Annotated in this window: 20 protein-coding genes; all 20 read left to right on the top strand. The window is 66.4% G+C overall.

The genetic code is table 11. From position 1 onward, the window contains the following. Nucleotides 1-726 precede the first annotated feature (726 nt). The 20 genes from CWS35_RS13390 to CWS35_RS13295 all read left to right on the top strand — a co-directional run bounded on the left by CWS35_RS13390 (nt 727) and on the right by CWS35_RS13295 (nt 22,970). Complete coding sequence (locus CWS35_RS13390) at nt 727-1,977, top strand: ABC transporter substrate-binding protein (RefSeq protein WP_024583054.1); 1,251 nt, start codon at nt 727-729, stop codon at nt 1,975-1,977. A 136-nt stretch (nt 1,978-2,113) separates the two neighbouring features. Beyond that, on the top strand, nt 2,114-2,929 hold the full coding sequence (locus tag CWS35_RS13385; RefSeq protein WP_100952157.1) for a helix-turn-helix transcriptional regulator: 816 nt from the start codon (nt 2,114-2,116) through the stop codon (nt 2,927-2,929). Nucleotides 2,930-3,059: 130 nt separating this feature from the next. Continuing rightward, nucleotides 3,060-4,070: a branched-chain amino acid ABC transporter permease gene (locus CWS35_RS13380; protein WP_100952156.1), complete on the top strand. Its 1,011-nt coding sequence runs from the start codon at nt 3,060-3,062 to the stop codon at nt 4,068-4,070. Nucleotide 4,071: 1 nt separating this feature from the next. Then, nucleotides 4,072-5,157, top strand: coding sequence for a branched-chain amino acid ABC transporter permease (locus CWS35_RS13375; protein ID WP_100952155.1), 1,086 nt, complete (start codon nt 4,072-4,074; stop codon nt 5,155-5,157). After that, complete coding sequence (locus CWS35_RS13370; protein ID WP_024583050.1) at nt 5,150-5,932, top strand: ABC transporter ATP-binding protein; 783 nt, start codon at nt 5,150-5,152, stop codon at nt 5,930-5,932. The genes CWS35_RS13375 and CWS35_RS13370 overlap by 8 nt, the downstream gene beginning before the upstream one ends. After that, complete coding sequence (locus tag CWS35_RS13365) at nt 5,925-8,135, top strand: ABC transporter permease (RefSeq protein ID WP_100956322.1); 2,211 nt, start codon at nt 5,925-5,927, stop codon at nt 8,133-8,135. Before CWS35_RS13370 ends, CWS35_RS13365 begins: the two co-directional genes overlap by 8 nt. Before the next feature lie 3 nt (nt 8,136-8,138). Then, on the top strand, nt 8,139-8,972 hold the full coding sequence (locus CWS35_RS13360) for a phosphoenolpyruvate hydrolase family protein (RefSeq protein WP_024583048.1): 834 nt from the start codon (nt 8,139-8,141) through the stop codon (nt 8,970-8,972). A gap of 26 nt (nt 8,973-8,998) precedes the next feature. Further along, entirely contained in the window at nt 8,999-11,890 is a 2,892-nt protein-coding gene (locus CWS35_RS13355) for a flotillin domain-containing protein (RefSeq protein WP_100952154.1), read from the top strand. A 9-nt stretch (nt 11,891-11,899) separates the two neighbouring features. After that, entirely contained in the window at nt 11,900-12,337 is a 438-nt protein-coding gene (locus tag CWS35_RS13350; RefSeq protein ID WP_016847814.1) for an SRPBCC family protein, read from the top strand. A gap of 222 nt (nt 12,338-12,559) precedes the next feature. Beyond that, nucleotides 12,560-13,003, top strand: coding sequence for an SRPBCC family protein (locus CWS35_RS13345; protein WP_100952153.1), 444 nt, complete (start codon nt 12,560-12,562; stop codon nt 13,001-13,003). Between the two features lie 14 nt (nt 13,004-13,017). Continuing rightward, nucleotides 13,018-13,836 carry a xanthine dehydrogenase family protein subunit M gene (locus CWS35_RS13340; protein ID WP_100952152.1) on the top strand — a complete coding sequence of 273 codons (819 nt, stop codon included), beginning with the start codon at nt 13,018-13,020 and terminating at the stop codon, nt 13,834-13,836. Between the two features lie 5 nt (nt 13,837-13,841). After that, a complete protein-coding gene (locus CWS35_RS13335) occupies nt 13,842-14,321 on the top strand; it encodes a (2Fe-2S)-binding protein (RefSeq protein ID WP_018273433.1) in 480 nt (159 codons plus the stop codon). Nucleotides 14,322-14,332: 11 nt separating this feature from the next. Next, the gene (locus CWS35_RS13330) at nt 14,333-15,925 is read left to right on the top strand and encodes a xanthine dehydrogenase family protein molybdopterin-binding subunit (RefSeq protein WP_100952151.1); all 1,593 of its coding nucleotides are present in this window, start codon (nt 14,333-14,335) and stop codon (nt 15,923-15,925) included. A 2-nt stretch (nt 15,926-15,927) separates the two neighbouring features. Further along, entirely contained in the window at nt 15,928-16,950 is a 1,023-nt protein-coding gene (locus CWS35_RS13325) for a xanthine dehydrogenase family protein molybdopterin-binding subunit (protein WP_100952150.1), read from the top strand. Between the two features lie 9 nt (nt 16,951-16,959). Beyond that, nucleotides 16,960-17,841, top strand: coding sequence for a MoxR family ATPase (locus CWS35_RS13320; protein ID WP_100952149.1), 882 nt, complete (start codon nt 16,960-16,962; stop codon nt 17,839-17,841). Continuing rightward, nucleotides 17,838-18,956, top strand: coding sequence for a VWA domain-containing protein (locus CWS35_RS13315; RefSeq protein ID WP_100952148.1), 1,119 nt, complete (start codon nt 17,838-17,840; stop codon nt 18,954-18,956). Before CWS35_RS13320 ends, CWS35_RS13315 begins: the two co-directional genes overlap by 4 nt. Beyond that, the gene (locus tag CWS35_RS13310; protein WP_100952147.1) at nt 18,953-19,864 is read left to right on the top strand and encodes an amidohydrolase; all 912 of its coding nucleotides are present in this window, start codon (nt 18,953-18,955) and stop codon (nt 19,862-19,864) included. Before CWS35_RS13315 ends, CWS35_RS13310 begins: the two co-directional genes overlap by 4 nt. A gap of 28 nt (nt 19,865-19,892) precedes the next feature. Continuing rightward, nucleotides 19,893-20,741, top strand: coding sequence for an MBL fold metallo-hydrolase (locus tag CWS35_RS13305; protein WP_024583038.1), 849 nt, complete (start codon nt 19,893-19,895; stop codon nt 20,739-20,741). A gap of 18 nt (nt 20,742-20,759) precedes the next feature. Next, nucleotides 20,760-22,331: an isochorismatase family protein gene (locus CWS35_RS13300; RefSeq protein ID WP_100952146.1), complete on the top strand. Its 1,572-nt coding sequence runs from the start codon at nt 20,760-20,762 to the stop codon at nt 22,329-22,331. A gap of 12 nt (nt 22,332-22,343) precedes the next feature. Beyond that, nucleotides 22,344-22,970, top strand: a complete 627-nt coding sequence (locus tag CWS35_RS13295) for an FMN-dependent NADH-azoreductase (RefSeq protein WP_100952145.1) — start codon at nt 22,344-22,346, stop codon at nt 22,968-22,970. Nucleotides 22,971-23,079 lie beyond the last annotated feature (109 nt).

Raw genomic sequence — 23,079 nt, 5'->3', positions numbered from 1 at the left:
TGAAGCGGACGGTGAAGTCGTGTGGTCCTGACGCCCAAGTGGCAGGTGTCTTTTCCGATTGCGCGGTGCGCGTTGCGAAGACGGTGACAAACAAGCCAAGTCTCGCCGGGGAGAGCACGAAGTAAGCCGTAACCCATCGCGCAGGGAAAGCCGGGTTGTTTCCGGTTACACCTGTGGTCCTACCCCCGTGCTTTCTACCTTTTGCACGGGGCCCATGGGTGCGATCGGCACCCGGCTTTCCCTGTGCCCTCTTCGAGATGAGGGCGAGACAAGAAGCAAACCTCGGGCAAATCATGTCGCGAGAATGCGAAGTTGTGATTCACCGGCCGTGCCTCACATTCACCGTCGTCCCGGCGAAGGCCGGGACCCATTACCCCAAATGAAAATTGTTGCGCGATGCCGGAACGACGAGTCTCGCCGACAACGTCTGCTGCGGCGTATGGGTCCCGGCCTGCGCCGGGACGACGCGGGGAAGAAGTCTCGTCCCACGCACGTGTCATCGCCCGCGGATACTTTTCGCGGGTGACGGCACTGAGAAGTCTCCGCGACATTGCGCCGCGAACCGCGCTGCGGCGCAACAATCAAAATGAGACTGCCCGTTAAGCACTCCCGCGGCGACGACATCCGCGCCGCGCCTGCCTTCGGCTAGCTTTGCCGGCAACAACCGGACGCCCATCAGCCTTCGTGCCGCGTGGACGCCGGTGACAACACAGAGGGAGGAGAACGATGTTGAAAGGCAGTTTGGGACTGATTGCGTTGAGCAGCCTGTTGCTATCAGGCACGGCGTTCGCCCAGGAGAAGATCAAGGTCGGTGTCACCGCGACGCTCGAGGGCACCTACACCGTGCTCGGCGAGGACGGCATGCGCGGCTTCCAGACGGCACTCAATGTGCTCGGCAAGAAGATCGGCGACAAGGAACTCGAGTTCGTGGTCGCCTCGACCGACGCGACGCCGGACTCCGCGGTGCGCGCGGTACGCAAGCTGATCGAGCAGGACAAGGTGCAGATCCTGCTGTCGCCGCTGTCCGGCGACGAAGGCATCGCGGTGAAGAACTTTGCGAAAACCAAGCCCGAGCTGACCTTCGTCAACGCCGCCTCCGGTGCGCAGGAAGCAACCTATGTCGATCCGGCGCCGAACTTCTTCCGCTACAACATGGACGGCGCCCAGTGGCAGGTCGGCCTCGGCAAATACGCCTATGAGACCAAGGGTTATCGCAAGATCGCGACCGTCGGCGAGGACTATTCCTTCATCTACACCCAGGTGTTCGGCCTGGTGCTCGAATTCTGCGGCGCCGGCGGCCAGGTCACGAGCCGGCAATGGGTGCCGCTTGGCACCAAGGACTTCGCCTCCGTCATCGCAGCCCTCCCCGACGATGTCGATGCGATCTATCTCGGCCTCGGCGGCGCCGACGCCGTCAACTTCCTCAACCAGTATCAGCAGGCGGGCGGCAAGGCGCATCTGATGGGCGGCTCGATCATGATCGACCAGACCATCCTGTCGTCGAAGGGCAGCGCCAAGAACGCGCTGGTCGGCACCATCGCCGCGAGCGGTCAGGCCGATACCTGGGAAGATCCGGGCTGGCAGAAATTCGTCAAAGCCTACCAGGACGCCTTCCCGCCGGCCAAGCGCTTCCCGAGCCCGTCGCTGCTCGCCACCAACTATTACGACTCGACGATGGCCCTGATCCTGGCGCTGCGTCAGGTCAATGGCGATCTCTCCAACAACCAGGCCAAGCTCAAGGATGCGCTGGCGAAGATCGAGATCGACGCGCCGAACGGCAAGATCAAGCTCGACGCCAACCGCCAGGCGATCGGCACCAACTTCGTCACTGAAGTGGTTGATGACGGCAAGGGAGCGCTGTTCAGCAAGGTCGTGAAGGTGATCCCGAACGTCAACCAGACGCTGGGTTACGATCCGGCGGTTTTCGCCAAGATCGGCCTGCCGAGCCGCACGGTCCCGGAGTGCAAGAAGTACTGACGTATTTGTTGCAGTGCAGGCAAAGTGGCCGCGGCATGATGCGCGGTTGCATCAACGGCCCTGCTCGCCCTTGCTTTCCGCGGGCGGATGATGAACGCTTGTCGAAAAGACAAGAACATCCCGCGGGAGGGGAGGCATGAGCAGGGCGCTTGCCGTCTTCCACGGCCGGTTTGGTCGCGCGACGGTCTATCAGTTGAACCGTCCCTTCAACGTGCACGCGCACCGCGAAGGTCACTTGATCTTTCATGTCGGCGGGACGCCGGCGCAGATCGACGTCTCCGATCAGCGCCTGCTGCTCAAGGACGACACCGTGGTTGCGGTCAACCCGTGGGAACCGCATAATTTTCTGCCGACCGACATGGACCATGGCGCGATCTTCTTCGTGCTCTATGTCAACGCCGAATGGTTCACGCCGACGGCGAATGCGCAGGGGATGCGGTTCGGCCGCACCTTCTTTCCGCGCACCGAGGCACTCGACCGGCTGATCCGCCGCACCGCAGCGCTGGTGTGCGGTGCGCCGTCGCTGCGCAGCCTCGATTGCGAGCTCCGGCAACTGATCGATTCCTGCTACGAGGAGAGCTGGCAGACCGCCGGGAGTGCGCCAACGGCCGCCGCGGTAACCGATTTTCGGGTCCGCAAGTCGATCCGGCTGATGTCGGAAAGCCCCGGCGCCGAGATCGAGCTCGATGCGATCGCACGCGAGGCCGGGCTGTCGCGGCCGCACTTCTACCGGCTGTTCCGCACCCAAACCGGCGTCACCCCTCACCTCTACATGAACACGCTGATCATGGAGCAGGCGCTCGACGCGCTGGTGGCGACCGAATCCCCGATCGCCGATATCGGCTTCGATCTCGGCTTCTCGTCGCAGAGCGGCTTCACCCGCTTCTTCGCCGCCAATGTCGGGATGGCCCCGACCGACTATCGCCGCGCCGCCAAGGTGTTGCGGCCGTGAACGAGTTCCGCGCAACGATGGAGCCGCGATAAAAGATACTCTCGATCAAATCCGAAGCTTTCGCCCTCGGTAGGATGCGCGGCACGCGACCCGACAGACGGTCGCGACGTCAGAGGGAAACGCGACGGAGATGGCCAGGTTCATCGAACGCCATCCGGCCTGGGCGCTGATCGTGATCATCGCGGTCGCGGTGCTCGCGTGGCTGGTGTTCGCGATCTGGCCGCCGGGACTTGAAGCCGCTGTTGGCCGCAAGCGCGTGTTCCTCAACGCCGTGCTGAACGGCATCACGCTGGGCGGGCTGTATTTCCTGGTGGCGAGCGGCTTCACGCTGATCTTCGGCCTGATGCGCAACGTCAACCTCGCGCACGGCTCGCTCTATCTGTTCGGCGGCTATGTCGGCTATGCCGTCAGCACCTGGACCGGGTCCTGGATCCTGTCCTTCATCGTCGCCTTCATCGCGGTGGCGCTCGTCGGGGTGATCCTGCAACTCGCCGTGTTCCGCCGCATGGAGGGGCAGGACCTCAGGCAGACCATGGTCACGATCGGGCTCTCGATCGTGTTCGCCGACCTGATGCTGTGGGTGTTCGGCGGCGACTTCTACCAGGTTCAGACCCCGAGCTGGCTGATCGGCCCGGTGCAGCTGCCGCTGCTGACCGCGATCAAATCCTCCGGCGAGCCGGTCTATCTGCAATATCCGCTGGTGCGGCTCGTTATCCTCGCCGCGTCAGTGATGATCGGGATCGCGATGTGGCTGGCGCTTAACCGCACCCGGATCGGCATGATCGTGCGCGCCGGCGTCGATGACCGCGACATTCTCGCTGCGACCGGGGTACGGATCCAGCTGGTGTTCGTGCTGGTGTTCGCGCTCGGCGCGGGGCTTGCCGGCATCGCCGGCGTCGTCGGCGGCACCTTCCAGTCGCTGTCGCCGGGCGAGGACACGCGCTTCCTGCTGGCCTCGCTGGTGGTCGTGATCGTTGGCGGCATGGGCTCGATACCGGGGGCCGCGCTCGGCGCCGTGATCATCGGGCTCGCCGAGCAGCTCGGCTCGGTCTACATCCCGACCTACGCCATCGTCGTCACCTTCCTGATCATGGTGCTGGTGCTGGCGCTGCGGCCGCAGGGCCTGCTCGCGAGGCGATGAGATGTCGTTGCTGCAGAGCACCCAGCTTCGTCCCGACCGATCCGCCAACGCGACCCGCCGCGCGCTGATCGGCGCCTGGCCGGAATTCCAGAACCCGGCGGCCTGGCTGGTCGCGCTGATCCTCGTGATCATGCCGCTGATCGCCAACGGCTTCTTCCTGATCGAGATATTCGCCACCACGCTGATCCTCGGCATCATCGCATTGAGCCTGATGTTCCTCGCCGGCTATGGCGGCATGGTCAGCCTGATGCAGCTCACCATCGCGGGCTTCGCCGGCTACATGGTCGCGGTGTTCGGCGTCAGCGGCAGCACCAATATCAGCCTCGGCTGGCCGTGGTGGCTGGCAACGCCGATGGCACTGGCGCTGGGGACGCTGTTCGGCACGCTCGGCGGCGCGCTCGCGGTGCGCACCGAGGGCATCTACACCATCATGATCACGCTGGCGATCGGCGCCGCGTTCTACTATTTCACCAATCAGAACTGGGCGATCTTCAACGGCCATACCGGCCTCAACACCGTCGCGACGCCGCATTTCTGGGGCGTCGACTGGCGCTCCGATATCGCCTTCTACTATGTGACGCTCGGCGTCGCCGCGATCTGCTACTTCGCCGTTCAGTATGTCTCGCGGGCGCCGTTCGGCCTCGCGCTGCAAGGCGTGCGCGACAATTCGCGGCGCATGGCGGCACTCGGCTTCAACCCCAATGCCCACCGCATCGCGGCCTACGCCTTCGCGGCCTTCATCGCCGCGCTCGGCGGCGTGCTGCAGGTTTGGAACTACCGCCAGATCTCGCCCGGCTCGGTCAGCGTCGGCGCCTGCATCGATGTCCTGATCATCGCCGTGGTCGGCGGCATCACGCGGCCGATCGGCCCGTTCATCGGCGCGCTGATCTTCGTGCTGCTGCGCACCTTCGCGCTCGACGTGCTGATCAAGCTCGGGCTCGACGGCAACCGCTTCCGGCTGCTGATCGGGCTCGGCTTCCTCGCCATCGTGTTCTGGTCGTCCGACGGCGTAATCGGGCTGTGGGAGCGCTGGCGGCGCCGCAATACGACCTCGACGCAACGTCCGGGCGGAGGCCGCCATGGATAGCGTCGCGCAGCGACTGTCCGCGGTCGGCGCCGGCGCAGCACTGGAGCTGCGCGGCGTGACGCGGCTGTTCGGCGCGCTGGCGGCGCTGACCGACGTCACCATCACGGTGCGTCCCGGCGAACGACGCGCCGTGCTCGGCTCGAACGGCGCCGGCAAGACCACGCTGTTCAACTGCATCACCGGCGATTTCCCGCCCTCCTCCGGCACGATCCGCTTCTTCGGCGAGGACATCACCCAGTTCCCGCCCTATGAGCGCATCCGCCGGGGCTTGCGCCGCACCTACCAGATCTCGGCGCTGTTCCCCGGCCTCACGGTGCAAGACAACGTCTACCTCGCCTGCCGCGGCGTTTCGCGCGGCCGCTTCTCGTTCCTGCGCCCCGGACAGAACGACGCGCTGATGCACGCAACCGAGACGCTGGTGCAGGCCGTGCACCTCACCGGCGTCAAGGACCAGCGCGTCGCCGAGCTCGCGCATGGCCAGCAGCGCCAGCTCGAGATCGCGTTGGCGCTGGCCGGCGCGCCGCGCTTCATCCTGTTCGACGAGCCGGCCGCCGGACTGTCCCCGACCGAGAGGCGCGAGCTGATCGAGATCCTGACCTCGCTGCCGGCGCATATCGGCTACATCATCATCGAGCACGACATGGACGTCGCGCTGCGCGTCGTCGAGAGCGTGACGATGATGCACAATGGCCGCATCTTCAAGGAAGGCCTGCCGCGCGAGATCGAATCCGATCCCGAAGTGCAGGAGCTTTATCTTGGAGGCGGTCATGAATGACCGCCGCGCTGCGCCCGCGCTCGAAGTGAAAGGCCTCGACGTCTATTACGGCCATTCACATGCGCTACAGGGCGTCGATCTCACGCTCGACACCGGGGTGTTCTCGGTGGTCGGCCGCAACGGCATGGGCAAGACCACGTTGTGCAAGGCGATCATGGGCCTGGTCCGCGCCAACAGCGGTTCGATCCGGATCCGCGGCGAGGAGGTCACAAAGCTCAATCCGGCGCGGATTGCCCGGCTCGGTGTCGGCTACGTGCCGCAGGGCCGGCGCCTGTGGCGCTCGCTGACCGTCGACGAACACCTTGCGCTCGCCGGCGGCCTGCGCCGTGGCGCCTGGACCATCGAGCGCATCTACGACACCTTCCCGCGGCTCGCCGAGCGCAAGAGCAATGGCGGCAACCAGCTCTCCGGCGGCGAGCAGCAGATGCTGGCGATCTCGCGCGCGCTGCTGACGAACCCGCAACTCCTGATCATGGACGAGCCGACCGAGGGGCTTGCGCCCGTGATCGTCGCCCAGGTCGAGGACATGCTGTTGCGCCTCGGCGACGAAGGCGACATCTCGGTTCTGGTCATCGAGCAGAACATCGGCGTCGCGACAGCGGTGTCGCGCAACGTCGCCATCATGGTCAATGGCCGGATCAATCGCATCATCGACTCCGCCCGTCTCGCCACCGATCGCGAGTTGCAGCAGCGGCTGCTCGGCGTCGGTACCCACGGCACGGACGAGACCGACGCCGGGGCTGCTACCGCGAAAGCGGAAGCTGCCAGCGCACCGCAGCCGGAGCGCAAGGGACCGGTCCGCATCTACATCTCCAATCCCGTGCTGCCGACGCGCTGGTCGCAGCCGGTGCCAATCGCGCGCATCGAAGCCGCAGCGCGGACGCAGTCGACCGGCGTCGCACGGCTTGAAGAGGCCACGCGGCAGCGACGCGAGCCAACGGCGACAAGGACGTCAGGACCACCGGTCGTACTGGTAGTCGGCACGCTAGACACCAAGGGCGCAGAGCTGCGCTTCATCCGCGATATCATCACGGGTAGCGGCCTGCGCACGCGACTGGTCGATGTCTCGACCAGCGGAAAGGCGGCGAGCTGCGACGTCACCGCGCAGGAGATCGCGCTGAATCACGGCCGCGGCGGCTCCGGCGTCTTCGGCGCCGATCGCGGCGCCTCGGTGACGGCGATGGCGGACGCGTTCGAGCGGTGGCTGCGCCGGCAGGGCAATGTCGCCGGCATCATTTCGGCCGGCGGCTCCGGCGGCGCCTCCCTGGTCGCGCCCGGCATGCGTACGCTGCCGGTCGGCGTGCCCAAGCTCATCATCTCCTCGGTCGCCTCCGGCGACGTCGGTCCCTATGTCGGGCCCGCCGACATCACCATGATGTATTCGGTCACCGACGTGCAGGGCCTCAACTCGATCTCGCGCGCCGTGCTCGGCAACGGCGCCCATGCGCTGGTCGGCATGGTCAAGGCCCGGCTCGACGACCAGGCCGGCAAGCAGCGTGAGACGAACGCCGGTCTTCCTGCCATCGGCATCACCATGTTCGGCGTCACCACGCCGGCCGTGCAGAAGATCGCGGCCGACCTGCGCGAGGATTTCGAGTGTCTCGTGTTCCACGCCACCGGCGTCGGCGGCCGCTCGATGGAAAAGCTGGTCGAATCCGGCCAGCTCGCCGGCGTGATCGATCTCACCACGACCGAAGTCTGCGACCTCCTGATGGGCGGCGTGTTCCCGGCCACCGAGGATCGCTTCGGCGCCATCATCCGCAACCGTGTGCCCTATGTCGGCTCGGTCGGCGCGCTGGACATGGTCAACTTCGGCGCGCCTGACACCATCCCGGAGCGTTACCGGCAACGCAAATTCCACGTCCATAATCCGCAGGTCACCTTGATGCGGACCACGCCGGAAGAGAACGAGCGGATGGGCCGCTGGATCGGCGAACGCCTCAACCAGATGGATGGGCCGGTGCGCTTCTTCCTGCCCGAGGGCGGCGTCTCCGCGCTCGATGCGCCGGACCAGCCGTTCTGGGATCCCGATGCCGACGCCGCGCTGTTCCGCGCGCTGGAGCGCACCGTGCGCCAGACCGGCAACCGCGAGATCATTCGCGTCAAGCGCAACATCAACGATCCCGAGTTCACCGCTGCCATCGTCAACGCGTTCCGCCCCTTGCTCGGACGCTCCGGTGGCCGGCGCAGAGTGGCGAGGTGACCCATGGCGAGGTTTGAACGCGCGGCACTGTTGAAGAAGTTTCACGCCATGATCGCACGCGGCGAGCCGATCGTCGGCGGCGGCGCCGGCACCGGACTTTCGGCGAAATGCGAGGAAGCCGGCGGCGTCGACCTGATCGTGATCTACAATTCCGGGCGCTACCGCATGGCCGGCCGCGGCTCGCTGGCCGGACTGATGCCCTACGGCGATGCCAACGCGATCGTCATCGAGATGGCCGCCGAAGTGCTGCCGGTCGTGACCAGCACGCCGGTGCTCGCCGGCGTCAACGGCACCGACCCGTTCCGCGACATGGACGTATTCCTCGACCAACTCAAGGCACTCGGCTTCGCCGGCGTGCAGAATTTTCCGACCGTCGGCCTGATCGATGGCACCTTTCGCGCCAATCTCGAAGAAACCGGCATGTCCTACGCGCTCGAGATCGACATGATCGCGAAAGCGAACGATAAGGACATGCTGACCACGCCCTATGTGTTCAGCGAGCAGGAAGCGACCGCGATGGCGATCGCGGGTGCCGACATCATCGTCTGCCATATGGGCCTCACCACCGGCGGCACGATCGGCGCCCAGACCGCGCTCAAGCTCGCCGACTGTCCCGCCCGCATCGAGGCCTGGGCGGAGGCCGCGCTCAGCGTCAATTCGAACATCATCGTGCTCGCGCATGGCGGTCCGATCGCGGACCCCGCCGACGCCGATTTCATCATGAAGAAGACCCGCAACTGTCACGGCTTTTACGGCGCTTCCTCGATGGAGCGCCTGCCGGTCGAGCGGGCGCTGACGGAGCAGGTTCGCAAATTCAAGGCGATCGGCGCGCGCTAGAGCCGCCGTGACCAAGGGAGGAAGAGATGTCGGGGATGCTGGTCGGTGAATTGATCCTCTGGCTCATCGTCGCAATCGTCGCGATCATCATCATCGTCTATGTCGTGAACTGGCTGTATCATCGCTCATCGAAGGAGGTCTCCTTCGTCCGCACCGGTTTCATGGGCGAGCGGGTGGTGATCAATGGCGGCGCCTTCGTGCTGCCGTTCATCCACGACTATACGCCGGTCAACATGAACGTGCTGCCGATGGGGATCGTGCGTTCCCGGCAGGATGCCGTGATCACCCGCGACCGCATGCGCGTCGACATCGAGGCCGATTTCTATGTCCGGGTCCAGCCGACCCGCGACGCCGTCTCGATCGCCGCCGCGACGCTCGGCCGCCGTACCATGGAGCCGGAGCAACTCCACACCCTGCTGTCAGGCAAGTTCATTTCCGCGATCCGCTCGGTTGCGTCAGAGATGACGATGGAGCAGATGCACGAGCAGCGCGGCGACTATGTCGCGCGCGTCAAGGCCAATGCCGCCGAAGCGCTGGCGCAGAACGGTCTGGAGTTGGAGTCGGTCGCGATCACCGATCTCGACCAGACCGACCTCGAATATTTCAACCCCTCGAACCGCTTCGATGCCGAAGGCTTGACCCGGCTGATGGAGGACATCGAGGCCAAGCGCAAGCTCCGCAACGACATCGAGCAGGACTCGATGATCAAGATCCGGTCCCGCAATCTGGAGGCGGAGCGTCAGGCGCTGGAGATCGAGCGCGAAAGCGAAACCGCCCGCCTTGAACAGGAGCGCGACATCGAGATGCGCCGCGCTTTGCAGCGCACCGAGGTGGCCCGCGAGCGCGCGCTACGCGAAACCGAGGCCGAGCAAGCCCAGATCCTGGCGCGGGAAGCGATCGAGAAGTCGCGCATCGCCAACGAGCAGGCGATCACCGAAGCCCGCATCGCCTCCGAACGCGAGACCCGGCACAAGGAGATCGAGCGTACCCGCGCGGTCGAGGAGAAGGAGCTCCTGGCCCGCGAGGAGATCGAGAAGGTCCGGATCGCCAACCAGCGCTCGGTCGACACCACCCGCATCGCCTCCGAGCGCGAGGTGCGCCAGCGCGAGATCGAGCGGATGCGCACGGTCGAGGAGGCCGAGATCGCCGCGCGTGAAGCGATCGAGAAGGCCCGCATCCAGCAGGACCGCGTCGTCACCGATGCTCGCATCGCCAATGAGGAGGAGACCCGCCGTCGCGAGATCGAGCGCACCCGCGCGGTTGACGAGGCCGAGATCGCGGCCCGCGAGGCGACCGAGAAAGCGCGGATTGCCCAGACCATGACGGTCAATGTGGAACGCATCTCGTCCGACGAGCGCACCCGCGCGCTGGAGATCCAGCAAGTACGCACCATCCAGGAAGCGGAGATCGAGGCGCAGAAGGCGGTGGAGACCGCCCGCATCATCAGAGAAAAGACGCTGGCCGCCGAGCGCATCGCCGCCGACCACACCACGCGCAAGCTGGAGATCGAGCGCAACCAGGCGGTCGAGATCGCCGGCATCAGTGCACGCGAAGCCACCGAGGCGTCACGGATCGCCCAGGAGGAGAACGTCCGGGCGCTTGAGATTGCGCGCACCCGCGCGATCGAGGAAGCCGACATCGCCTCGCGCGAGGCGATCGAGGCCGCGCGTATCTCGCAGGAGAAGTCGGTCGCCGCGCAACGCATCCGCGCCGAGCGCGAGACCCGTGGCCTGGAGATCGAGCGCACCGAGGCAATCGAGGCCGCCGAGCTGAGGCGCCGCGACGCCATCGAGCGGCAGCGGATCGATGTCGAGCTGACGCTGGAGAGCGAGCGGATCGCCTCCTCCCGGACCCGCGAGGTGCTCAACATCGACCAGAAGAAGACCATCGAGCTCGCCGACGAGGAGCGCGTGATCGCGCTGGCCGCCAAGCGCTCCGAGCGGATCGACGCCGACCGGCAGGTCCGGCAGGCCGAGATCACCGCCCGCAAGGAGGTCGACACCACAGACGTCTCGCGCGAGCAGGCGCTGGAAGCCGCGCGGATCGCGCGACGGCGTGCGATCGAGCAACTCGAAGTCGCCCGCAACCAGTCGCTGCAAGAGGCCGAGATCGCGGCCCGCGAGGAGGTCGAGCGCGCGCGGATTGCCTCCGACCGCGGGCTCGACGAAGCCCGGATCGGCCGCGAACGCGAGCTGCGCAAGCTCGAGGTCAATCGCGAGAAGGACGTCGAGACCGCGCTGATGGAGAAGGCCATCGCGCTGCATCAGAAATCGTTGGAGGAATCCGCGGCGCGCGCCGCGGCCGAGGACGCCCGGATCCACGCGACGGAAGCGGCCGAGCGCGTCGTCACCGCCCGCGAGAGCGAGATCGCCAAGCGGCGCAAGACGGTCGAGGTGCTGCTGGCCGAGAAGCAGGCCGAGGAGACAAGGATCGCGGCCGAAGCCGAGCGCGTCCGTGCCGCGGTCGAGGCCGAAGCGCAGCGGATGCTCAACGAGGCCGAGAACGTGCTGACCGATCAGGCGCGCTACTCGCTGTTCCGCCGCAAGCTGCTCGATCGCATCGAGGGCATCGTGCGCGAGAGCGTCAAGCCGATGGAGAAGATCGAAGGCATCCGCATCCTCCAGGTCGATGGCCTCAACGGCAACGGCCATGGCAACGGCACCGGCCGCAGCGCCACCGACGAGGTGATCGACTCGGCGCTACGTTATCGGGTGCAGGCGCCGCTGATCGACTCGATCCTGTCGGATATCGGCGTCGAGGGCGGTAGTCTCGCCAAGATGCCCGGCCTGATCCGCGAGGCCCGCGACATGCAGGGCATCAAGGATGCCGCGCGCAAGAGCGGTGGCGATGCCAAGCCCGCAGCGCCCGAGGGCGGCGGCGAACCGCACTCCGAACGCCCGTCACGCAAGAAGGACTGAGCCCGCGCCATGGCACGAGTCTACGTCTCCACCGTCGTCAACGCCCGCAACGACAGGGTCTGGGCCCGCGTACGCGACTTCAACGGCCTGCCGAACTGGCATCCCGCGATCGCGGAAAGCCGGATCGAGGGCGGCGAGCCCTCGGACAAGATCGGCTGCGTCAGGGATTTCCGGCTGCGCAACGGCGATCGCATCCGCGAGAAGCTGCTCGGGCTGTCCGACTACGACATGTTCTGCACGTACTCGATCCTCGAATCGCCGATGGGCGTCGAGAACTACGTCGCGACCCTGCGGCTGACGCCGGTCACCGATGGCGACCAGACCTTCCTGGAATGGACCGCCGAGTTCGATTGCGCGCCGGAGCGCGAGGCCGAGCTTGTCAACAATATCGGCGGCGGCGTGTTTCAGGGCGGCTTCGACGCGCTGAAACGGGCATTCGGGGGATGAAGACGTGATCGCGACTGCTCGGATCAAGGCACACTGCGCCCCCTCGCCCCGCTTGCGGGGAGAGGGTTGGGGTGAGGAGGAGTCTCCACGGGGACGGCAGCGGTTTGGCCCGTGGAGAGTCCCCCTCACCCGGAATTTGCGCGGCGCGCAAATTCCGACCTCTCCCCGCAAGCGGGGCGAGGTGAAGAAGCCCGCTCGAATCGGAAACGGTGGGATGTAGCCGTGCCGCATATCGTCAAAAGCACCATCCTGGAAGCACCGACCGATGCGGTGTGGGCGGTGCTGCGCGATTTCAACGGCCACGATCATTGGCACCCGGCGGTCGCGAGCAGCGGCATCGAGCGCGCGCAGCCGTCCGACAAGATCGGCTGCGTCAGGCGGTTCAAGCTGAAGGACGGCGCCGAGCTGCGCGAGCAGCTGTTAGCGCTGTCCGATCTCGAACAGAGTTTCAGCTACTGCCTGCTCGATACGCCGTTCCCGATGTTCAACTATGTGGCGCATGTCCGCCTGCTGCCGGTCACTGACGGCGACCGCACCTTCTGGCACTGGGAATCGCGCTTCACGACGCGGACCGAAGACCGGGACCGTATCACGCAGATGGTCGCCGAGGATATCTACCAGGCCGGGTTCGAGGCCATCCGCCGGCATCTGAAGGAGGCCGCGTAAGCGGGAAGCACACCATGCCAGTCACGGTGAAGACCTTCACCAACACCCATGACGCGGCGGCGGCGCTGTCGTCGGATCGTAGCGCCCGCTATCTCGGCGGCGGCACACTGGTGATGCGGGCGCTGAACGAGGGCGACATCTCGATCTCGACCGTCGTACGCGCCAGCGACCAAGCAATGGCGAGGATCGACGCGTCAGGCTCGCGCATCACGCTCGGCGCTGGCGTGACCTTCGCGCGCATCCTGGCCGAGCGCGATCTGGGCTTCCTGCACGCTCCTGCACGCTCGATCGGCGGGCCGGCGGTGCGCAACATGGGAACGGTCGGTGGCAATCTGTTCGCGCCGGTGCCCTATGGCGACTTCACGGTTGCGATGCTCGCGCTCGATGCCATGGTGTCGGTCCAGGGCGGCCTCGGCGGCCGCGAGATCCCGATCGACGAGTTCCTGCAATCGCGCGACCGGCAGACCGGCGTGCTGGTGCTCGCGATCTCCTTTGCCAAGCCCGGCAGCGCCGATGCCTTCCGCTATCGCAAGATCGCGCGGATCAAGCCCAAGGGCGGCGCCGTCATCACGCTCGCAGTGCATCTGCCGGTCAATGGCAACCGCATCGTCGGCGCCCGGGTCGCGCTCGGCTCGATGGCACCGACCCCGATCCGCGCGCGTGCCGCCGAACGCGCATTGGAAGGCCGATCACTCGATAGCTCCACGATCAACGCGGCTGCCGCGGCGGCCGTGGAAGGGACTTCGCCCGGCGACAATGCGCTCGCCAGCGCCTGGTATCGCCGCGAGATCGTCGGCGTGCATCTCCGCCGCCTGTTGTCCGGTCAGGAATAATCGTGATGGCCAAGACTGCCCTTCAATTCCAACACAACGGCCGCGACGTCGCGATCTTCGTCGACGGTGGCACCAACCTTTTGGTCGCACTGCGCGAGCTGATCGGCGACATGACGCCGAAATTCGGCTGCGGCCAGGGCGGCTGCGGCACCTGTAGCGTGCTGATCGACGGCGAGCTGCATCTGTCCTGCCTGACGCTGGCCGAAACGGTCGCCGGCCGGTCGGTCGAGACGCTCGACGGCATCAAGGACGGCCCCAATCTGCATCCGTTGCAGCGCGCCTTCGCCGATAATTTCGCCGCGCAGTGCGGCTACTGCACGCCGGGCATGCTGATGGCCGCGAAGGCGTTGCTCGACCGCAACCCGCAGCCGAGCCGGGCTGAAGTGGTCGAGGCGATCTCCGGCAACATCTGCCGCTGCACCGGCTATGAGCCGATCATCAACGCCGTGCTGGCTGCCGCATCCGGCGGCCGCGCTCGCGCGTAAGGAATAGTGCCATGCTGGAATTGCGCAAGGACCTCTTCGCCGACGAGCGCGACGATAACCTCAAGGAAATCGGCAAGGGCACGCAGCGCCAGGACATGCTCGGCCATGTCACCGGCACCTCGCCCTATTTCGACGATCACAAGCTTCAAGGCATGCTGCATCTGAAGGTGGTCCGCAGCGCGCATCCGCACGCACGGCTGCGCCGCATCGACACCTCCGAGGCCGAGCGGTCGCAGGGCGTGCGGCGGGTGATCCGCGCTTCCGACGTGCCGCGCAATCTGAACACGCTGCTCTCCCTGATCAATTTCGGCAAGGACGACGAGCCGTCGCTTGCGGTCGACAAGGTGCGCTATAAGGGCGAGCCGATCGTGGCCATCGTCGCCGACAGCCCGCGCGAGGCCTATGAGGCGATCGCCAAGGTCAAGATCGACTACGAAGTGCTACCGGCGGTGTTCGACGTCGAGGATGCGCTGAAGTCTGGCGCGCCCGTGGTCAATGAGGTCTATCCCAAGAACACCTTCACCTATCACGAGACCTACGACCGCCAGCAGCTCCGCTTCGGCGACGCCGACCGCGCGCTTGCTTCGGCCGATCATGTGCTGGAACAGCGCTATCAGATGTCGCCGATCGAGCACGCCCCGACCGAGACCAACGGCTCGATCGCGGCGCCCGACACCAATGGCCGCTATATCGTCTACACCTCGACGCAGGCGCTGTTCTTCTCGGTCGACACCTGCGCCAAGATTCTCGACGTGCCCTCCAACACCTTCCACTTCATCGGCGGCACCGTCGGCGGCGGGTTCGGCGGCAAGGTCGACACGCTGACCGAGCCGCTCTGCATCCTCGGCGCGATGCTAACCGGGCGCCCGGTGCGCTACGTGTTCGGACGCGAAGAGGAGATGCAATATGGCCCGCCGCGCGGCGCCGAGCGCATCTACATCAAGGACGGCGTGATGCGCGACGGCCGCGTCGTTGCCCGCAAGGTGCGCGCCTATTTCGACAGCGGCGCCTATACGCGGCTGTCGAGCTATGCGGCGGTAAAATGCGCCGCGCATCTGCCCGGCCCCTACACGATCCCGAACGTCCATGGCGACGTCTATTGCGTCTTCACCAACCGGACGCCGGCAACCGCGATGCGCGGCTTCGGCGTCACGGCGATGGATTTTGCCATCGAATGCCAGATGGACAAGCTCGCCCATCTCGTCGGCATGGACCCGATGGAGTTCCGGATCCTCAATGCCTATCGCGACGGCGACATGAAGGCGCATCGCCGCGAGGCCAAGAACACCGCGCTGATCGAATGCGTGCAAGTTGCCGCCGAAAAGGCAAAATGGCCGCTGCGCGAGGACTTCAAGCGAATGTCGTCGCGCAAGGATGGCGGCGGTGCGCGTGCCGCGGTGTCGCCGACGCCGCGTGAGACATATGCGCCGCTGCCTGCACCATCGCAGCAGCGTACGACCTATGATCGCGCCCCGGCTGCGAGCCGCGAGCCGCCGCCACCGCCGCCACCGTCGTCGCCGCCGTCCCCTCCGCCACCGCGGCCGACCGCGCCGTCACATGGCGCCACCCGCTTCTCTTCCGTCTTCGGCACCAGGAGGCGCTGACCATGGCCCGGCATCGCGGACGCGGCATCGCGTCAGTCAACTATCCCATCGGCATGAATCTCGGCGGCGACCCGAGCCAGGCGCTGGTGCATTCCAACCCGAGCGGCAAGTTCACGGTCGCATTGTCCTCGATCGATCTCGGCCAGGGCATGAAGTCGGTGACCCGGCAGATCTGCGCCGAGACGCTCGGCGTCCCGGTCGAGGACGTCTATGTCGACACCGCTGATTCCGACACCGGCCCGCATTGCATGGGCTCGTTCGCCTCGCGCGGCACCCATCGCGTCGGCAACGCCGTGATGGCGGCCGCACGGGAGGCACGCGGCGTGATGATGGAGGCGGCCGCCGAGGAGTTGGAAGTGAATGCCGCGGATCTCGAGACCGACGGCCGCGGCAATATCCACGTCAAGGGCGCGCCGCATCGCTCGATCTCGACCAAGGACGTCGCGATCGCCGCACAGTTCAAGCAGGGCAAGACGATCTCCGGCCGCGGCATCTTCCTGGTGCCGCTGTCCGACGTGAACCCGGAGACCGGTGAGATGTCGCCGGCGACGTGCTACGCCCATGCCTGCCTGGTCGCCGAGGTCGAGGTCGACGACGAGACCGGCGAGGTCGACATGGTCAGGATGGATTCTGCCTATGAGCTTGGCCGCGCGCTCAATCCACGGCTGGTCGAGCAGCAACTGGTCGGCGGCGCCTGGATGGGCGTCAGCCACGCGCTCTACGAGACGCCGGAGCCTTACTATCCGGAGCCGGTGCACGGCCCGCGCGACTTCGTCGAATATCTGATGCCGGGTCCGGGCGACATCTGCCCGCATGACATCGCTGTGCTTGAACGCCCCGCGCCCGATGGCCCGTTCGGCGCCAAGGGACCGGGCGAGATGTGCGCCAACCCGGTGCTGCCCGCGGTCGCGAATGCGATCTTCAACGCGGTGGGCGTCCGGATCGACGATCTGCCGATCACGCCGGAGAAGGTGCTGCGCGCGATCAAGGCGCAGGGCGGCGCGCGGCCGCAGCCAAGGCGTTGAGGGTTCGGCATGCCGGTTCGCAGCAACATCGTCGGTATCGACAGCCCCGAGGCGCTGGAGAAGGCGCTGCGCGCGGCCTACTACCTCGCCGACGACGGCATCGCGACGTCCTCCTACCTTTCGCTCGCGCTCGGCAAGCCGCTGTTGCTGGAGGGCGCGGCGGGTGTCGGCAAGACCGAGGCGGCGAAGGCGATCGCCGCCGTGCTTGGCCGCAAGCTGATCCGGCTGCAATGTTACGAGGGTATCGACGCGTCCGCGGCCCTCTATGAATGGAACTACCCGCGCCAGATGCTGGCGATCCGGCAGGCCGGCGAGGAGAGCATCGACATCTACAGCGAGTCGTTCCTGATCGAGCGGCCGATGCTCGCCGCGCTGCGCGCGCCTGATGCGACGGTGCTGCTGATCGACGAAATCGATCGCGCCGACCAGGAGTTCGAAGCCTTCTTGCTCGAATTCCTCTCCGACTTTCAGATCTCGATTCCGGAGCGTGGCACGATCCGCGCCGCCGAGCATCCGGTGGTGGTGTTGACCTCGAACCGGACCCGCGATCTGCACGAGGCGCTGCGGCGGCGTTGTGTGTACCACTGGATCGACTATCCGAACGCCGAGCGCGAGGCGCGGATCGTAATGATGCGGGCCTCCAGCGTCGCCGAAGCCACCGCCCGCGCCGTGGTTGCCGCGGTTGGCCGGCTGCGCCGCGAGCCGCTGAGCAAGGCGCCGGGCATCGCCGAAGCAGTCGACTGGGCGGAGGCCGCAACCCTGCTCAACAAGGGCGGCGCGCGCTGGCCCGATGCGTTCAAGCGCTCGATCGGCGTCGCGCTAAAGGACGAGGAGGACCTGCATTTCATCTCGCCGCGGCTCGATGCGATCATCGCGGAGGCGGCGGCGTGAGCGACGACCTTCAGCTGCCGCGCGCAGCGCAGATCTTCGTCTCTTTTGTCGCGCTGCTGCGCGCCAACGGCTTCTTGGTTGCGCCGGAGCAGACGACGAGCTTTCTCGTGGCGATCGAACTGCTCGGGCCACAGAGCCTCGAACACATCCGCCGCGCCGGGCTTGCGACCCTGGCGCCGCCGCCGGAGCGCCGCGCGACCTACGACCGGCTGTTTGACATCCATTTCCGCGGCGCGGAGGCGATCGAACAGGCCGAGGGCGAGGACGAGGAGACGGTCCGCCTCCAGGAAGAGAGCCGCGGCGACGACGAACCACCGCTTGCCGACGAGGCCAATGAATCCGGGCTCGCAGCGGCGCGGGCCGAGGCGCTGGTCGAACGCCGCTTCGCGCAAGTGCCGAGCAGCGATCCGCTCCGGCAACTGTCGCGCGAGGCGGCTCGGCGGCTGCCGCGGCGACGCGGCCACAGGCGACGCCGGGCGCGCAGCGGTCCGTTCGCCGATCTTCGCCGCACCTTGCGAGAGAACGTCCGCAATGACGGCGAGGTGCTGCGGCTCGGACGGATGCGCCGCCGCCAGCGCCCGCGCAAGATCCTGCTCCTGATCGATGTCTCCGGCTCGATGAAGGCGCGCACCGAGGAGAACATGCGGATCGCGCACGCGCTGGTGCAGTCGGCCGGCACCGTCGAGGTGTTCACCTTCGGCACGCGGCTGACCCGCGTGACGCCGGCGCTGCGGCTCAAGCGCCGCGAGCAGGCGCTGAACGCGGCGGCCTTCCTGGTCAGCGATTGGGACGGCGGCACCCGGATCGGCGATGCGTTGCAGGCCTTCCTCGCGGTGCCGCGGTTCGGTGGATATGCCCGTGGCGCCGCCGTCGTGATCGTCTCCGACGGGCTCGAGCGCGGCGATCCAACGGCGCTGCGCGATGCGGTGGCAAAATTGTCACGCCGGGCCTGGCGGGTGAGTTGGCTGACGCCGCTCGCGACCGCCCCCGGCTTCAAGCCGCAAACCGAGGCGCTGCTCGCGATCCAGCGCTTTGTCGATGATCTCGTGGACGGCGGAACGAGCGCGGCCGTGGTCGCGCATCTGCTGTCGCTTGCAACAAGGAGAGCTGCGTGACCGGCATCGTCGACGGACATCATCACATCTGGCGGCAGGCCGATCTGGCCTGGCTGTCCGGGCCGATGCAGCCGCGCATCTTCGGTCCCTATGAGCCGATCCGCCGCGACTACCCGATCGAGGAATATCTCGCCGACCTCGAGGGCACCGGCGTCACCCGCTCGGTCTATGTCCAGACCAACTGGCCGAACGGCCAGTTCGAGGACGAGGCAGCCTGGGTACAGCAAACCGCCGACGCGCATGGCAGGCCGCACGCGCTGGTCGCCTATGCCGACTTCTCCGTCGACGATGTCCGCCCGCAGCTCGATCGCCTCAAGCGCTATCCGCTGGTGCGCGGCGTGCGCATGCAGCTGCACTGGCACGAGAACCCGCTCTATCGGTTCGCGGCGCGCCCCGACCTCTGTGCGGATCCCGTGATCCGGCGCAACGTCGGACACCTCGTGGACTATGGCTGGAGTTTTGATCTCCAGGTGTTCGCGTCACAAATGGCCGACGCCGCCGGTCTCGCCGAAGCCTGCCCGGACGTGACCTTCGTCCTCCAGCATGCCGGCATGCTGGAGGATCTGTCGCCGCAAGGCCGCGCTGCCTGGCGCGCCGGCATGGCACGGCTGGCGCAATGTCCCAACGTGGTATCGAAGCTGTCCGGGCTCGGCACCTTCATCCATCGCAACGATCCAGCGCATATCGCCGGCATCGTGACCGACACCGTCGCAATCTTCGGCGCGGACCGCTGCCTGTTCGGCTCGAACTTTCCGATCGAGAAGCTGTGGACCAGCTATCGCAATCTGATCGACGCCTTCAAGGCGGCCGTCGGGCCGCTCAGCCCCGCGCAGCGCGACGCGATCTTCAGCACGACGGCGGAGCGGGTCTATCGGCTGGGGCCATCGGCGCCGCGAGCACGAACATGACAATGAACAGGAATTGGGAGGGAAAGCGATGCCGTTGGAAATCAAGATCCTGGACTATGGCGATATCGAGCTGGAATCGAGCTTCCTCGTGCTCGGGCACAATTGCGGCCGCACCCGCCGCGTGCTGACGCTCGGCTTCCTGATCCTCGGCGGCCCCTATCCCGTGCTGGTCGACACCGGCTACCGCTCCAACCAGATCATGGAGACGCTCGGCATGCGCGGGCTCCAGTTCCACGAGAACATGATCGAGAACCAGCTCGCCCGCCACGGCGTGCGGATGGGCGACGTCCGTTTCGTCTGCCACACCCATCTGCATATCGACCATGCCGGCAAGGACGATCTGTTCCCGATGAACACGACTGTCGTCGTCAACCGCAAGGAGCTGGAGTATTCGGTCTCCGGCCTCATGCATCCGCAATATCCCGCGCCCGACATCAAGCATCTCATCGACCGCCTGCACACCAAGAGCGCGCTGCGCTTCCTCGACCTCGAGATCACCGGTCCGGTCGAGTTGATGCCCGGCGTCTATTGCGATGCCGCCAACGCCCATACCGAGGGCTCGATGAACATCCACGTCCACACCGCCGACGGCATCGCCACGATCTGCGGCGACGTGATCTATGATTTCAACGACCAGATCATCAATCCGTTCAACGAAATCCACGACGCCGAGCCGCGCACCACCGGCAACCACGGCACCAGCAAGCGGGCGGAGAAGGCGTCGATCAAGAAGTTGCTTTCAAACTCGCGCTATTTGCTGCCGGTGCATGATCGCCCGGCCAAGATCGAGGGCGGCACGGTGGTCGGCCGGTTGCACGACCAGGTGCCCGGGCCTGTCGTGCAGAGCCTGCCGCAGCGCAGCTGGTTCCCGGCATAACCGCGAAGGTCCGTCACGATGACGCATGTCACGCTGCGCAGCGAATTCGAAGACCTGATCGATCCTTACGCGCCGGTTGGCCAGGTCGGGACCGGCTTCGATTTCACCGAGGGACCGATCTGGCACCCGGTCGATCAATTCCTGCTGTTCTCCGACATGCCCGGCGACGTGCGCCGCCGCTGGGATGCGCGGCGCGGCGTAGTCGAGATCAAGCGTCCGTCGAACAAATGCAACGGGATGACCTATGACGCCGACCTCAATTTGATCGTCTGCGAACACGCCACGTCCTCGCTGATCCGCGAGCGGCCCGACGGGCGGCGCGAGGTGCTGGCCTCGCATTACGAGAACCAGGAGCTGAACAGTCCGAACGACGTCTGCGTCCATTCCTCCGGCGCGATCTATTTCTCCGATCCCTGGTACGGCCGCATGCCGGTCTATGGCGTCGAGCGGCCGCGCCAACTCGGATTCCAGGGCGTCTATCGCGTGCCGCCGGGCGGCGGCGCGCCAAAGCTCCTGGTCGATCGCTATCTGTTCGATCAACCGAACGGGCTGTGCTTCTCGCCCGACGAGCGCATTCTCTATGTCAACGACACCGTGCAGGCGCTGATCCGCGCCTTCGACGTCGGCGCCGACGGCGCGCTCGGCAATCCCCGCGTGTTCGCCTCGGGCATCCGCTCCGAACTCGAACCTGGTCTGCCCGACGGCATGAAATGCGACCAGCGCGGCAATGTCTGGGTCACCGCCCCCGGCGGCGTCTGGGTCTACACGCCTGGCGGCGACCTGCTCGGCAAGGTCCGCCTGCCCGAGCTCGTCGCCAATCTGGCCTGGGGCGGCCCCGATTTTCGTACGCTCTATCTGACCGCGACCCATTCGGTCTACGCGGTCCCCACAAAAGTCGGGCCGCGTCATGAGCCCTATATGAGCGGCAAGCGCACCGGGACGAGTGCAGCAACATCTTCCGCCGCGCCAAACCTCGCGGCCGGCGAGATGCAGATCGACCCGCAGCGCTGCGCCATGATCATCCAGGACATGCAGAACGACGTCATCATGGACGGTGGCGCATTCGCGGACTCGGGCGCGCCTGCGCATGCACGCCAGCAGCATGTCATCGAGAATGTCCGTCGCGTGGCGGAGGCCGCGCGTGCCCGCGGAGTGGCGATCATCCATGTCTGGTTCGTGGTCGAGCCAGGTGCGCCGGGCGTGACGCTGAATGCGCCGCTGTTCGAAGGGCTGGTGGACAGCAAGGCAATGGTGCGCGGTAGCTGGGGCGCGGCACCGGTCTCCGGCCTCGAGCCGCGCCCGGGCGATTTCGTGGTCGAGAAGATGCGGATGAGCGCCTGGGAAGGCACGCGGCTGGAAACCATCCTGAAGGCGACCGGCCGTGACATGATCATCAACACCGGGGCCTGGACCAACATGTCGGTCGAGCACACCGCCCGCACCGGCGCCGACAAGGGCTATTTCATGATCGTGCCGGAAGATTGTTGCTCGACCATGAACGCCGACTGGCACAACGCCGCGATCAATTTTGCACTCCAGAACGTCTCCGTCGTGACCAATGCCGACACCGTCATCAAGGCGCTTGGCTGAAAGGCGGAAGCGGTGCCGAAACTGCTTCACGTCGCCTGCTCTCCCCGCCCCGATTCGGAATCGGCAGCGGGTGCACGCGCGTTTCTGGACCGGTTCAACAAGGTCCGCCCGGACTGGGAGATCGATGCGTTGAACCTGTGGCGCGAACGGTTGCCGGAGTTCGAGGGCGACGTGCTGGAGGCCAAATACGCCCGGATCGGCGGCAGGGCGTTCAGCAATGCCCAACGCGACGCGTTCGCGGCCGCCGAACATCTGGCGCTGCGGCTGTCGCTGGCGGATCGCGTGCTGATCTCGACGCCGATGTGGAATTTTTCGATTCCCTACAAGCTCAAGCAGTGGCTCGACCTCATCATCCAGCCCGGGCTGAGCTTCCGCTTCGATCCCGCGCAAGGCTATCTGCCACTGCTCAAGGACCGCCCGACGCTGGTGATCATCGCCAGCGGCAGCGATTTCGTCACCGGCATGAACCGCGGCCGCATCGACATGGCGACGCCGTATCTGCGCGAGGCGCTGCGCTTCATCGGGATCAGCGACGTCCGCTTCATGCCGATCGGCCCGACCGCCGGGCCCATGGAGCCGGCCCACGCCGCGCGCGAGGCGGCGCATCGGAGGCTCGTGGACATGGCGGTGAGGTTTTGACACCGAGGCTTGCGCGATCGCACAAATGGCAGGAGGCGCGCTTGTCCCTCGTCGTTCCGGGACAGCCCGAAGGGCTGAGCCGGGAATCCATTGAACCGCATCACGCGCG

This window comes from Bradyrhizobium sp. SK17 (assembly GCF_002831585.1).
GTDB lineage: Bacteria > Pseudomonadota > Alphaproteobacteria > Rhizobiales > Xanthobacteraceae > Bradyrhizobium.
This window is presented reverse-complemented; position numbering and strand designations above follow the sequence as displayed.

Bases quoted from the DNA above. Each gene is read 5' to 3' on its own strand.
- CWS35_RS13390 (WP_024583054.1), top strand. From the start codon at position 727: ATGTTGAAAGGCAGTTTGGGACTGATTGCGTTGAGCAGCCTGTTGCTA.
- CWS35_RS13385 (WP_100952157.1), top strand. From the start codon at position 2,114: ATGAGCAGGGCGCTTGCCGTCTTCCACGGCCGGTTTGGTCGCGCGACG.
- CWS35_RS13380 (WP_100952156.1), top strand. From the start codon at position 3,060: ATGGCCAGGTTCATCGAACGCCATCCGGCCTGGGCGCTGATCGTGATC.
- CWS35_RS13375 (WP_100952155.1), top strand. From the start codon at position 4,072: ATGTCGTTGCTGCAGAGCACCCAGCTTCGTCCCGACCGATCCGCCAAC.
- CWS35_RS13370 (WP_024583050.1), top strand. From the start codon at position 5,150: ATGGATAGCGTCGCGCAGCGACTGTCCGCGGTCGGCGCCGGCGCAGCA.
- CWS35_RS13365 (WP_100956322.1), top strand. From the start codon at position 5,925: ATGAATGACCGCCGCGCTGCGCCCGCGCTCGAAGTGAAAGGCCTCGAC.
- CWS35_RS13360 (WP_024583048.1), top strand. From the start codon at position 8,139: ATGGCGAGGTTTGAACGCGCGGCACTGTTGAAGAAGTTTCACGCCATG.
- CWS35_RS13355 (WP_100952154.1), top strand. From the start codon at position 8,999: ATGTCGGGGATGCTGGTCGGTGAATTGATCCTCTGGCTCATCGTCGCA.
- CWS35_RS13350 (WP_016847814.1), top strand. From the start codon at position 11,900: ATGGCACGAGTCTACGTCTCCACCGTCGTCAACGCCCGCAACGACAGG.
- CWS35_RS13340 (WP_100952152.1), top strand. From the start codon at position 13,018: ATGCCAGTCACGGTGAAGACCTTCACCAACACCCATGACGCGGCGGCG.
- CWS35_RS13335 (WP_018273433.1), top strand. From the start codon at position 13,842: ATGGCCAAGACTGCCCTTCAATTCCAACACAACGGCCGCGACGTCGCG.
- CWS35_RS13330 (WP_100952151.1), top strand. From the start codon at position 14,333: ATGCTGGAATTGCGCAAGGACCTCTTCGCCGACGAGCGCGACGATAAC.
- CWS35_RS13325 (WP_100952150.1), top strand. From the start codon at position 15,928: ATGGCCCGGCATCGCGGACGCGGCATCGCGTCAGTCAACTATCCCATC.
- CWS35_RS13320 (WP_100952149.1), top strand. From the start codon at position 16,960: ATGCCGGTTCGCAGCAACATCGTCGGTATCGACAGCCCCGAGGCGCTG.
- CWS35_RS13305 (WP_024583038.1), top strand. From the start codon at position 19,893: ATGCCGTTGGAAATCAAGATCCTGGACTATGGCGATATCGAGCTGGAA.
- CWS35_RS13300 (WP_100952146.1), top strand. From the start codon at position 20,760: ATGACGCATGTCACGCTGCGCAGCGAATTCGAAGACCTGATCGATCCT.